General features: G+C 69.5%; 11 protein-coding genes. 9 read left to right on the top strand and 2 right to left on the bottom strand.

Annotation, left to right across the window (positions count from 1 at the left end; translation table 11 throughout):
* The coding region (locus ACSNOK_RS23435; protein WP_436782728.1) for a cysteine desulfurase/sulfurtransferase TusA family protein at positions 1-1,350 on the bottom strand (1,350 nt) is incomplete at its 3' end.
* Positions 1,351-1,624: 274 nt separating this feature from the next.
* Between ACSNOK_RS23435 and ctaC the strand changes: the two genes are divergently transcribed.
* The 4 genes from ctaC to ACSNOK_RS23415 all read left to right on the top strand — a co-directional run bounded on the left by ctaC (position 1,625) and on the right by ACSNOK_RS23415 (position 6,085).
* Positions 1,625-2,590, top strand: coding sequence for an aa3-type cytochrome oxidase subunit II (ctaC, locus tag ACSNOK_RS23430; RefSeq protein WP_436782727.1), 966 nt, complete (start codon positions 1,625-1,627; stop codon positions 2,588-2,590).
* Positions 2,587-4,308 (top strand): aa3-type cytochrome oxidase subunit I, encoded by a 1,722-nt coding sequence (gene ctaD, locus ACSNOK_RS23425; RefSeq protein ID WP_436782726.1) that lies wholly within the window; start codon positions 2,587-2,589, stop codon positions 4,306-4,308. The genes ctaC and ctaD overlap by 4 nt, the downstream gene beginning before the upstream one ends.
* A complete protein-coding gene (locus ACSNOK_RS23420; RefSeq protein WP_223766897.1) occupies positions 4,305-4,703 on the top strand; it encodes a cytochrome c oxidase subunit 4 in 399 nt (132 codons plus the stop codon). Before ctaD ends, ACSNOK_RS23420 begins: the two co-directional genes overlap by 4 nt.
* Positions 4,704-4,840: 137 nt before the next feature.
* Positions 4,841-6,085 (top strand): Ig-like domain-containing protein, encoded by a 1,245-nt coding sequence (locus ACSNOK_RS23415; protein ID WP_436782725.1) that lies wholly within the window; start codon positions 4,841-4,843, stop codon positions 6,083-6,085.
* 28 nt (positions 6,086-6,113) lie between these two features.
* Here ACSNOK_RS23415 and ACSNOK_RS23410 read toward each other — a convergent pair whose 3' ends face one another.
* Positions 6,114-6,515 (bottom strand): hypothetical protein, encoded by a 402-nt coding sequence (locus ACSNOK_RS23410; RefSeq protein ID WP_436782729.1) that lies wholly within the window; start codon positions 6,513-6,515, stop codon positions 6,114-6,116.
* Positions 6,516-6,844: 329 nt separating this feature from the next.
* On the opposite strand from ACSNOK_RS23410, the gene ctaE reads away from it, so the two are divergent.
* From ctaE to trpD, 5 genes are all read left to right on the top strand, one after another.
* Positions 6,845-7,465 carry an aa3-type cytochrome oxidase subunit III gene (gene ctaE / locus ACSNOK_RS23405; RefSeq protein WP_152264355.1) on the top strand — a complete coding sequence of 207 codons (621 nt, stop codon included), beginning with the start codon at positions 6,845-6,847 and terminating at the stop codon, positions 7,463-7,465.
* A 68-nt stretch (positions 7,466-7,533) separates the two neighbouring features.
* On the top strand, positions 7,534-8,343 hold the full coding sequence (qcrC, locus tag ACSNOK_RS23400; protein ID WP_436782724.1) for a cytochrome bc1 complex diheme cytochrome c subunit: 810 nt from the start codon (positions 7,534-7,536) through the stop codon (positions 8,341-8,343).
* Positions 8,340-9,395, top strand: coding sequence for a cytochrome bc1 complex Rieske iron-sulfur subunit (gene qcrA / locus ACSNOK_RS23395; RefSeq protein WP_436782723.1), 1,056 nt, complete (start codon positions 8,340-8,342; stop codon positions 9,393-9,395). The genes qcrC and qcrA overlap by 4 nt, the downstream gene beginning before the upstream one ends.
* Positions 9,392-11,032, top strand: coding sequence for a cytochrome bc1 complex cytochrome b subunit (qcrB, locus tag ACSNOK_RS23390; RefSeq protein ID WP_436782722.1), 1,641 nt, complete (start codon positions 9,392-9,394; stop codon positions 11,030-11,032). Before qcrA ends, qcrB begins: the two co-directional genes overlap by 4 nt.
* A 167-nt stretch (positions 11,033-11,199) precedes the next feature.
* On the top strand, positions 11,200-12,267 hold the full coding sequence (trpD, locus tag ACSNOK_RS23385) for an anthranilate phosphoribosyltransferase (RefSeq protein WP_436782721.1): 1,068 nt from the start codon (positions 11,200-11,202) through the stop codon (positions 12,265-12,267).
* Positions 12,268-12,340 lie beyond the last annotated feature (73 nt).

Here is a 12,340-nt window from a genome sequence, read left to right as displayed (position 1 = left end):
GCCCTCGACCACCCGTTCCCCCACATATTCCTGCCCCCGCATATCGCACCACGCGGGAACATCGAGCCGCGCAGCCTCGTCATCGGACAGCACGGTGACCAGCCCACCCACCGACACCCGGTCGAACACCTTCGCCAGCTCGATCACCGGAATCGGACACCGCTTCCCGAGCGCGTCGACGACGACCTCCGCCTCCCCGGCAGCGGGGGCCGGCGCCTCCGAAGGTGCCCCGAGGTGCCGGCGCACACCGTCCACCACCCCGGGCAGGACGTCCAGGAACCGCTCCACATCCGCCCCGTCCACACCCCGCGGCAGCGAAACCCGCACGTTCCCTTCCGAGAGCACCCCCATCGCCCGCAGCACATGGCTCGGCTCCAGCGTGCTCGACGTGCAGGACGAGCCGGAGGAGACCGAGAAGCCCTCGCGGTCGAGGGCGTGGAGGAGGGCCTCGCCGTCGACGTAGAGGCAGGAGAAGGTGACGATGTGGGGGAGCCGGCGGGACGGGTGGCCGACGACCTCGACGTCGGGGACGAGGGCGGGGACGCGGGCGCGGATCCGGTCGACGAGGGCCCGCAGCCGGGCCGCCTCGGCGTCGGCCTCCGCGCGGACGGCCCGCAGCGAGGCCGCCGCCGCGACGATCGCGGGCAGATCGGGGAAGCCGGGCGCGCGGCCCGCCTCCCGTTCGTCCACCGGGCCGCGCGGGGAGAAGCGCGTGCCCTTGCGGACGGCGAGCAGGCCGACGCCCGCCGGGCCGCCCCACTTGTGCGCGCTCGCGGTCAGCAGCGACCAGCCCTCCGGGACCGGGCCCCAGCCGAGCGACTGGGCCGCGTCCACCAGCAGCGGCACCCCCGCCGCCCGGCACACCACGGCGACCTCGGCCACCGGCTGTTCCGTACCGGTCTCATGGTTGGCGGACTGGAGGGCGGCCAGCGCCGTGTCGGGGCGCAGCGCCGCCGCGTACTCGGCGGGGTCGACGAGGCCGGTCCGGTCGACCGCCACCCGGGTGACGCTCCCGCCGTCCGCCTCCAGGGCGTCGGCCGCGTGGAGCACGGCGGAGTGCTCGACCGAGGACACCACCAGATGGCGGCCGGTCCGGCGGCGGCCGCCGAGCGCGCCGGCGATGCCGTCGTGCAGCGCCCGGGTACCCGAAGGGGTGAACGAGAGTTCGTCGGGGCGACAGCCGACCGCCTCGGCGGCGGTCTCCCGGGCCGCGTCGAGCAGCATCCGGGCCCGCCGGCCCTCCCGGTGGAGCCGGGCGGGGTCGGCCCAGCCCTCGTCGAGGGCGGCGAGCAGGGCCTGACGGGCGACGGGGTGCGGGGGAGCGGCGGAGGCGGCGTCGAAGTAGGGCACGGCACCGAACCTAGCGCGCGTCCCGCCGCCGCGCGGGCCAGGGCTGACGCCCTCCCAGATCCCTCTCGGATCCTGCCCGGAGCCGGTCGTTCCATCCCTTCGGTGGGTCTTGGCCCGGCCCCCCGGCGCGTTGGGCACCCTCCCCGCGCGACCCCAAATAGCGTCCAGTAGGGTTTGGTCCGCATAAACATCCAAACCCTGCCCGCAGCGGGCCGGCGACCGACCGAGACGGCCGCAGCCGGCCGCGCGGGCGAGACTCTCGGGAAGGCGCTACGTGAGTCCCAACGGCTCCGACCGCTCGTCGCGGCGCCCGGTGCGGCGGAAGCTGCTGCAGGCGCTGGCCGCGGGCGCTGTTCTGGCGACCGCCACCGGTTGCACATCGAAGGACTTTCCCCGCCTCGGAATGCCCACTCCCGTCACGGAGGAGGCGCCGCGGATCCTCTCCCTGTGGCAGGGCTCGTGGGCCGCGGCCCTCGCGGTCGGTGTCCTGGTGTGGGGCCTGATCATCTGGAGCGTCATCTTCCACCGGCGGAGCCGGAGCAAGATCGAGGTTCCCACCCAGACCCGGTACAACATGCCTCTCGAGGCCCTGTACACCGTGGTCCCGATCCTCATCGTCTCGGTGCTCTTCTACTTCACGGCCCGTGACGAGAACAAGCTCATCGCCAACCCGGACAAGCCGAAGCACGTCGTGAACGTGATCGGCTTCCAGTGGAACTGGGCCTTCAACTACATGGAGACCGCCCAGGGCCAGAAGCCGGGCAAGGCGCTGCGCGGCATCAAGGAGCTCGACGCCATCCCCGACCGGTACCTGAAGAAGGCTCCGGCGGACGCGGCGGGCGTCTACGACACCGGCATCCCGGGCACGCGGAACCCGCAGAACGGCATGCCCGGTCCCACGCTGTGGCTCCCCAAGGGAGAGACGGTCGAGTTCATCCTGACCTCGCGGGACGTCAACCACTCCTTCTGGGTGCTGCCGTTCCTGATGAAGCAGGACGTCATTCCGGGCCACACCAACAGCTTCACGGTGACCCCCAACCGGGAGGGCACCTTCCGGGGCAAGTGCGCCGAGCTCTGTGGGCAGGACCACTCGCGGATGCTCTTCAACGTCAAGGTCGTCTCTCCTGAGCGGTACCAGAAGCACCTCAAGGAGCTGGCCGAGAAGGGCCAGACCGGCTACCTGCCGGCGGGCATCGCGCAGACGGATCACGCGAAGAACGCGGAGACCAAGAACAAGTGAGCATCCTCAACGAACCCCAGGGTGCCGCCGCATCAGCCCCGGCAGCACCGCCTGTTCGCGCCAAGACGCCAGGCAACCAGGTGATCAAGTGGCTGACCACCACCGACCACAAGACGATCGGGACCCTGTACCTGGTCACGTCGTTCGTGTTCTTCTGCATCGGCGGCGTCATGGCGCTGCTGATGCGCGCCGAACTCGCTCGCCCCGGCACGCAGATCATGTCGAACGAGCAGTTCAACCAGGCGTTCACGATGCACGGCACGATCATGCTGCTGATGTTCGCGACGCCGCTGTTCGCCGGCTTCGCGAACTGGATCATGCCGCTGCAGATCGGCGCGCCCGACGTGGCGTTCCCGCGGCTGAACATGTTCGCCTACTGGCTCTACCTGTTCGGCTCGCTGATCGCGGTCGCCGGCTTCCTCACCCCGCAGGGTGCGGCCGACTTCGGCTGGTTCGCCTACGCGCCGCTGACCGACAGCGCCCACTCCCCGGGCGTCGGCGGTGACCTGTGGATCATGGGTCTGGCCTTCTCCGGCTTCGGTACGATCCTCGGCTCGGTCAACTTCATCACCACGATCATCTGCATGCGCGCGCCCGGCATGACGATGTTCCGTATGCCGATCTTCACCTGGAACGTCCTGCTGACCGGTGTCCTGGTCCTGCTGGCCTTCCCGGTGCTGGCCGCCGCGCTCTTCGCGCTGGAGGCGGACCGCAAGTTCGGGGCCCACATCTTCGACGCGGCCAACGGCGGCGCCCTGCTGTGGCAGCACCTCTTCTGGTTCTTCGGCCACCCCGAGGTCTACATCATCGCCCTGCCGTTCTTCGGCATCATCTCCGAGGTCATCCCGGTCTTCTCCCGCAAGCCGATGTTCGGTTACTGGGGCCTGATCGCGGCGACCATCTCCATCGCCGGTCTCTCGGTGACGGTGTGGGCGCACCACATGTACGTGACCGGTGGCGTGCTGCTGCCGTTCTTCTCCTTCATGACCTTCCTGATCGCGGTCCCGACCGGTGTGAAGTTCTTCAACTGGATCGGCACCATGTGGAAGGGCTCGCTGTCCTTCGAGACCCCGATGCTCTGGGCCGTCGGCTTCCTGATCACCTTCACCTTCGGTGGTCTGACCGGCGTCATCCTGGCCTCGCCCCCGATGGACTTCCACGTCTCCGACTCGTACTTCGTCGTCGCGCACTTCCACTACGTCATCTTCGGCACCGTGGTGTTCGCGATGTTCGCCGGATTCCACTTCTGGTGGCCGAAGTTCACCGGCAAGATGCTGGACGAGCGGCTCGGCAAGATCACCTTCTGGACGCTGTTCGTGGGCTTCCACGGCACGTTCCTGGTCCAGCACTGGCTGGGCGCGGAGGGCATGCCCCGCCGGTACGCCGACTACCTGGCGGCCGACGGCTGGACCACGCTGAACACCATCTCCACCATCAGCTCGTTCCTGCTCGGCCTGTCGATCCTGCCGTTCTTCTACAACGTCTGGAAGACCGCCAAGTACGGCAAGAAGGTCGAGGTCGACGACCCGTGGGGTTACGGCCGCTCCCTGGAGTGGGCGACCTCCTGCCCGCCGCCGCGGCACAACTTCCTCACGCTGCCCCGCATCCGCTCCGAATCCCCGGCGTTCGACCTGCACCACCCGGAGATCGCGGCGCTGGAGCTGGAGGAGAACCTCGCTGACAAGGCCCTCGTGGGTGGCAAGGAGGCCGGCAAGTGAAGATCCAAGGCCGGATGTTCATCTGGCTCTCCGTCTTCATCCTGGCCATGGCCGTCGTCTACGGCGTGTGGTCGAAGGAGCCGGCGGGCACGACCGCGCTGTTCCTCGCCTTCGGCCTGTGCATCATGGTCGGCTACTACCTGGCGTTCACCGCGCGCCGGGTGGACGCCGGGGCGCAGGACAACAAGAACGCGGACGTCGCGGACGACGCCGGTGAGCTGGGCTTCTTCGCCCCGCACAGCTGGCAGCCGCTGTCCCTGGCGGTCGGTGGCGCCCTCGCCTTCGCGGCGATCGCGATCGGCTGGTGGCTGATGTACTTCTCCGCCCCGCTGATCATGGTCGGCCTCTTCGGCTGGGTGTTCGAGTTCTACCGCGGCGAGAACCAGAACCAGTAGGTTCCGCGTCGCGAACGGGCCGGGCCCCGCACACCACTCGGTGTGCGGGGCCCGGCCTTTCGCCGTGGCGCCGGAAGCCCCCACCCGTTTGCACCGCCCCGGGGGCCGAACGGGACGGTTCTTCCTACGGTGTGACCATGAGCCACTCTCCTCGACGCCGCACGGTGCTCGGCGGCGCGCTGCTGCTGGTCCCCCTGGCGCTGGGGGGCACCGGGTGCAGCTCGTCCAACCCGCTGGCCGACACGCCGTACGACGCCACCGGCCAGGTCGTGCTGAAGGGCGCCGAGGACGGCCGCAAGGTCGATCCGAGCGTGCCCCTGGAGGTGACCGCCACCGGCGACGACCGCATCACCGACGTCATCGCCACCGACGCCGCCGGCCGGTACGTGGGCGGCGAACTCGCCCCCGACGGCTCGTCCTGGCACAGCACCGGCTCCCTCGCGGCCGGCGCGCACTACACGGTGCGGGTGAGCACGGAGGACGACAACGGGGCCCAGGGCCGCCGTACGATCGGTTTCGACACCGGCCCGGCCACCCGGCTGCTGACCGTCGCGTTCGGCCCCAAGAGCGGCACCTACGGCGTCGGACAGCCCATCACCGCCGAGCTCAGCACCCCCGTCCAGACCCCCGCCGCGCGGGCCGTCGTCGAACGCACCCTGCGGGTGGAGTCGCGGCCCGCCGTCCAGGGCTCCTGGTACTGGGTGAACAACCGGGTCCTGCACTACCGGCCCAAGGAGTACTGGCCCGCCCACGCCTCCATCGACGTCCGCGCCACCCTCGACGGCATCAAGGTCGGCGGCGGCATGTACGGCGGCCCGTCCAAGCCGCTGCACCTCGACACCGGCGACCGGGTGGAGGCCGTCACCGACGCCGCGGGCCACTACATGACGGTGCTGAAGAACGGCCAGGAGATCCGCTCCATCCCCGTCACCACCGGCAAACCCGGCTACGACACGCGCAACGGGGTCAAGGTGATCCTGGGCCAGGAATCCTTCGTACGGATGCGCGGGGACACCATCGGCATCGCCGAGGGCAGCGCCGACTCCTACGACCTGCCCGTCTACTGGGCCACCCGGGTGACGTGGAGCGGCGAATACGTGCACGCCGCGCCCTGGTCCGTGGGCTCGCAGGGCGCCGACAACGTCAGCCACGGCTGCACCGGCATGTCCACCGAGAACGCCAAGTGGTTCTTCGACACGGTCCGGGTGGGCGACATCGTCAAGGTCGTCGGCAGCGCCGGCGCCACCATGACGCCCTTCGACAACGGCTTCGGCGACTGGAACCTGTCCTGGGAGGACTGGCGCAAGGGCAGCGCCCTGAACGCCGGGACGCGGGAGGGGGCCACCCCGGCCGACGCGGCCCGGCTGCGGCCCCGCGTCTGACCGGGCCGCCCCCGGCGCGTACGGTCGCTCAGGCGCCCGCGGCGACCCGTCCCCTGAGCAGCCCGGCCAGCGCGTCGGCGAAGGCCACCGGGTCCACCGGGTGGGTCACCGCCGCGTCCGCCCGGCTCCAGGTGGCCAGCCAGGCGTCCTGCGGCCGGCCCATCAGCAGCAGCACCGGCGGGCACTGGAACACCTCGTCCTTGAGCTGCCGGCAGACGCCCATACCGCCCGCGGGGGCCGTCTCGCCGTCCAGGACGCAGAGGTCGACCCGGTGGTCCGCCAGCGTCCGCAGCACCGCGGGAAGGGTGGCGCACTCCAGGTACTCCACCGGGGGCAGGTCCGCCGCCGGGCGCCGGCCGCCGGCCAGCCGCACCTGTTCGCGGGTGCGCGCGTCGTCGCTGTAGACCAGCACCGTGGCCGTCGGCTGCATCGTTACCTCCACGCTCATGACTGGGATGTCTCGGGCACAGCTGTGGAACGAGGGGACCGCTGGCGCGGATGCTACTCCGCGGGAGGGGCCCGGGAGCACCCGGAAGGAGGAAACGACCGGGCCGACGGCCCGTCACCGGCGCCCGGGACACGGTGGGTGAAGTCCGGCGGAAGGGTTCCTTCCCCCCTTCGGGGGACGGGACGACGGCTCCTCGCACGGTCACCGCCGTCCGCCACCGGCCGTCGTATTCGGCCGTACGAGCAGGGCACACGTCCTTGACACACCGAACGGCACCCCCCGGAGTGAGCGCGAGATAAGCGACCGACATAATGTCGGTCGTGGCGACAGCAACAGCAGTAGATACCGGGCACGCGCACCCCTCGGTCAACCGACCGAACCTCACCAGCGTCGGAACCATCATCTGGCTGAGTTCCGAGCTGATGTTCTTCGCGGCCCTCTTCGCGATGTACTTCACCCTGCGATCGGTGACCGGCACCGACCACTGGTCGGACATGGCGTCGCATCTGAACGTCCCGTTCTCGGCGGCGAACACCACGATCCTGGTGCTCTCCTCGCTGACCTGTCAGCTCGGCGTGTTCGCGGCCGAGCGCGGTGACGTGAAGAAGCTGCGCACCTGGTTCGTGATCACCTTCGTGATGGGTGCCATCTTCATCGGTGGCCAGATCTTCGAGTACACCGACCTGGTCAAGGAGGCGGGCCTCTCGCTGTCTTCCGACGCGTACGGCTCGGCCTTCTACCTGACGACCGGCTTCCACGGCCTGCACGTGACGGGCGGACTCATCGCCTTCCTGCTGGTCCTGGGCAGGACGTACGCGGCCAAGAGGTTCACCCACCACCAGGCGACGGCGGCCATCGTCGTCTCCTACTACTGGCACTTCGTCGACGTGGTGTGGATCGGCCTCTTCGCCACGATCTACTTGATCAAGTAATCGGTCCCGTCCCGCACCGGACCAACAGTCCAGCATCGACGCAGAAGATCCTGACACCGGGGTAATCCGTGAAAAAGCTCTCCGCACGACGACGCCATCCGCTGGCGGCGGTCGTCGTCCTACTCTTCGCGCTGGCGGTAACCGGGGGGCTGTACGCCGCGTTCGCGCCGGCCGAGTCGGCCAAGGCCGATGACACCGCCCAGTCCCTTGCCATCGAGGAGGGCAAGAAGCTCTACGCCGTCGGCTGTGCCAGCTGCCACGGCACCGGCGCTCAGGGCACCTCCGACGGTCCGAGCCTGGTCGGCGTGGGTTCCGCGGCCGTGGACTTCCAGGTCCGCACCGGCCGTATGCCGATGCAGCAGCAGGGTGCCCAGGCGCCCCGCAAGAAGCCCGTCTACACGCAGGCGCAGACCGACCAGCTCGCCGCGTACATCGCCTCGCTGGGCGCGGGCCCGTCGGTTCCCTCGAAGGACCAGTACAGCCCCGACGGCGGCGACGTCGCCAAGGGCGGCGAACTGTTCCGTACGAACTGCGCCCAGTGCCACAACTTCACGGGCAAGGGCGGCGCGCTGTCGAACGGCAAGTTCGCGCCCAGCCTGGAGGACGTCGACCCCAAGCACATCTACGAGGCCATGCAGACCGGCCCGCAGAACATGCCGTCCTTCCCCGACACCACGATGTCCCAGAAGAACAAGAAGGACATCATCGCGTACCTCGACGAGGTCAACACCAGCAAGTCGGAGAGCCCGGGCGGCCTCAACCTGGGCGGGCTCGGCCCGGTCAGTGAGGGTCTGTTCGGGTGGATCTTCGGCCTCGGCGCGCTGATCGCCCTCGCCATCTGGGTCGCCGCCCGGACCGCAAAGGCCAAGAAGTCATGAGTAGCCAAGACATTCCAGAAGAGACCCTGCCGAGCAAGCAGGGCGACACGCGCGAGGGCGCGGTGACGGTCAAGGGCGACCCCTTCGCCGACCCGGGCCTGCCGCCGCACGAGCACCGCATCCAGGACATCGACGAGCGGGCCGCCAAGCGCTCCGAGCGCGCCGTGGCGTTCATGTTCACGCTGTCCATGCTGGCGACGGTCGGTTTCATCGCCGCCTACCTGGCCATCCCGATCGACAAGAACATCTACGTGTTCCCGCTCGGGCATGTCAGCGCCATGAACTTCACGCTGGGGCTCACCCTCGGCGTGGCCCTGTTCTGCATCGGCGCCGGCGCCGTCCACTGGGCGCGGACCCTGATGTCCGACGTCGAGCACATCGACGAGCGCCACCCGATCCAGGCGTCCCCCGAGGTCAAGGCCAAGGTCATGGCCGACTTCGCGGACGGTGCCGCCGAGTCGGCGATGGGCCGCCGCCCGCTGATCCGCAACACGATGTTCGGCGCCCTGGCGCTGATGCCGCTGTCCGCGCTGTTCCTCTTCGGCGGCATGGGCCCCAAGCCGGGCACCAAGCTCCGCAAGACCAAGTGGGCGGCCGGCAAGATGCTGGTCAACCAGAACACGATGCAGCCCCTGCGTCCCGAGGACGTCCAGGTCGGCTCCCTCACCTTCGCCATGCCGCAGGGCATGTCGGAGGAGGACCACGACTTCCAGAACCAGATCGCCAAGGCCGCCCTGATGATCGTCCGGCTCCGTCCGGAGGACATCAAGGACAAGAAGGAACTGGACTGGTCGGTCGACGGCATCGTCGCGTTCTCCAAGATCTGCACGCACGTGGGCTGCCCGATCAGCCTCTACGAGCAGCAGACCCACCACGTGCTCTGCCCGTGCCACCAGTCCACCTTCGACCTCTCGGACGGCGGTCGCGTGGTCTTCGGTCCGGCCGGGCACGCCCTTCCGCAGCTGCGGATCAAGGTCAATGACAAGGGCTACCTCGAGGCGATGGGCGACTTCGCCGAGCCCGTCGGTCCTGCCTTCTGGGAGCGCGGATGAGTACTGCAGACACCACGGCGGCCGGCAAGGCCGGCCGCAAGGCACCCGCCGGTGAGCGGGTCGCCGACTGGGCCGACGGCCGGCTGGGCATCTACAGCCTGGCCAAGGCCAACATGCGGAAGATCTTCCCGGACCACTGGTCCTTCATGCTGGGCGAGGTCTGCCTCTACAGCTTCCTGATCATCATCCTCACGGGTGTGTATCTGACGCTGTTCTTCCACCCGAGCATGAACGAGGTCGTCTACCACGGCTCCTACGTCCCGCTCCAGGGACAGCGGATGTCCGAGGCGTTCTCCTCGACGCTGCACATCAGCTTCGACGTCCGCGGTGGTCTGCTCATCCGGCAGATCCACCACTGGGCCGCGCTGATCTTCCTCGCCGGCATGTTCGTGCACATGATGCGCGTCTTCTTCACCGGCGCGTTCCGCAAGCCGCGTGAGATCAACTGGCTGTTCGGCTTCCTGCTGTTCGTCCTCGGCATGTTCACCGGTTTCACCGGTTACTCGCTGCCGGACGACCTGCTCTCCGGCACCGGTGTCCGCTTCGTGGACGGCGCGATCCTGTCCGTGCCGCTGATCGGCACGTACCTGTCGATGCTGATCTTCGGCGGGGAGTTCCCCGGCGGGGACTTCGTGGCGCGGTTCTACTCGGTCCACATCCTGCTGCTGCCGGGCATCATGCTCGGTCTCGTGGTGGCCCACCTGATCCTGGTCATCTACCACAAGCACACGCAGTACCCCGGCCCCGGCCGCACCGAGAAGAACGTCGTCGGCATGCCGCTGCTGCCGGTCTACATGGCGAAGGCGGGAGGCTTCTTCTTCCTGGTCTTCGGTGCCATCGCGGCCATCGCGGCGATCGCCACGATCAACCCCATCTGGGAGATCGGCCCCTACCGGCCGGACCAGGTGTCCACCGGCGCCCAGCCCGACTGGTACATGGGCTTCGCCGAGGGTCTGATCCGTGTCATGCCGGGCTGGGAGATCAACATCTGGGGCCACACCCTGGTCCTGGGCGTCTTCATCCCGCTGGTCATCTTCCCGCTGGTGCTCGTCGCCATCGCCGTCTGGCCGTTCCTGGAGTCCTGGGCGACCGGCGACAAGCGGGAGCACCACCTGCTGGACCGCCCGCGCAACGCCCCGACCCGGACCGCCTTCGGTACGGCCTGGATCGCCGCGTACTTCGTGATGCTGATCGGTGGTGGAAACGACCTCTGGGCCACCCACTTCCACCTGTCGCTCAACGCCATCACCTGGTTCGTCCGCATCGGCTTCTTCGTGATCCCCGTGCTGACGTTCATCGCCACCCGCCGGATCTGCATGGGTCTCCAGCGGCGCGACCGGGAGAAGGTGCTGCACGGCCGCGAGTCGGGCATCATCAAGCGCCTGCCGCACGGTGAGTTCGTGGAGGTCCACGAGCCGCTCACGCAGGAGCAGCTGCACACGCTCACCGCGCACGAGCAGCCGAAGCCGCTGGAGCTGGAGCCCGAGGTCGACGAGAACGGCGTCGCCCGCAAGGCGTCGGCGACCCAGAAGCTGAAGGTGCGACTCTCCAAGAGCATGTACGGGGAGGACAAGTTCGTCCCCAAGGCCACCGCGGAGGAGTACCAGGAGATCACGAGCGGCCACGGCCACCACTGATCCCCTGAGCCCCTCTCACTGATCACAGCTGATCGCCACGGCGAGAGCCCCGTCCAGCGCATGGACGGGGCTCTTCGTCGTCCCGGGACCTGGTTAGGCTGATCCCCTACCCCGCGCGGACAGGAACCCGCGGCCGGGCACCGGATCGACCACCAGGAGCGTGGACCATGAACGTTGCGACCCCGACAGGCGGCGACGGCACGGTGTCCCGGTCCTGGCCCGGCATCCTGGAGGCCCTGCTCGGCGGACGGGACCTGGGCGCGGACGACACCGCCTGGGCCATGGACCGCATCATGCGCGGCGCCGCCACGGACGCCCAGATCGCCGGCTTCGCGGTGGCCCTGCGGGCCAAGGGCGAGACGGTCGCCGAGATCTCCGGCCTGGTCCGGGCGATGTACGCGCACGCCAACCTCATCGAGGTGCCCGGCCCCAGCGTGGACATCGTGGGCACGGGCGGCGACGGCGCCAAGACCGTGAACATCTCCACGATGTCGTCGATCGTCGTCGCGGGGACGGGCGTGAAGGTCGTCAAGCACGGCAACCGCGCCGCGTCCTCCGCCAGCGGCGCCTCCGACGTCCTGGAGAAGCTGGGCGTCAACCTCGACCTCTCCCCGGAGCGGGTGGTGGACGTCGCCCGCGAGGCCGGCATCACCTTCTGCTTCGCCGTGAAGTTCCACCCCGCGCTGCGGCACGTCGCCGCCGCCCGCCGCGAACTGGGCGTCCGCACCACCTTCAACGTCCTCGGCCCGCTCACCAACCCGGCCCGCGTCCGGGCCCAGGCGACCGGCGTCGCCGACGCCCGGATGGCCCCCATCCTGGCCGGCGTCCTCGCCGAACGGGGCTCGTCCGCGCTGGTCTTCCGGGGCGACGACGGCCTGGACGAGCTGACGACCACCGCTACGTCGCGGGTGTGGGTCGTCCGGGACGGTGAGGTGCGGGAGGAGCACTTCGACCCGCGCGACGTGGGGATCGAGCTGGTGCCGGTGGAGGCGCTGCGGGGCGCTGACGCTTCGTACAACGCGGATGTGGCGCGGCGGGTGCTCGCGGGGGAGACCGGGCCGGTGCGGGACGCTGTGCTGTTGAACTCGGCGGCTGCGTTGGCGGCTCTGGAGCCTGCCTCCGACGAGCCGCTCGTCGCGCGGATCGCGGCGGGGATGGCGCGGGCCGCGGAGTCGATCGACTCGGGGGCGGCTCGGGCGGCTTTGGAGCGGTGGGTGCGGGTCAGTAACGGGTAGGGGGTGCGCCTGCGGCGGGCTGGTGCCCCGGTCCCGCCCTTTCACCGTTTCTCGGGGGGGCGAGCCCCCGCAC

It is taken from the genome of Streptomyces sp. URMC 126 (assembly GCF_051386555.1).
Taxonomy (GTDB): domain Bacteria; phylum Actinomycetota; class Actinomycetes; order Streptomycetales; family Streptomycetaceae; genus Streptomyces.
This window is presented reverse-complemented; position numbering and strand designations above follow the sequence as displayed.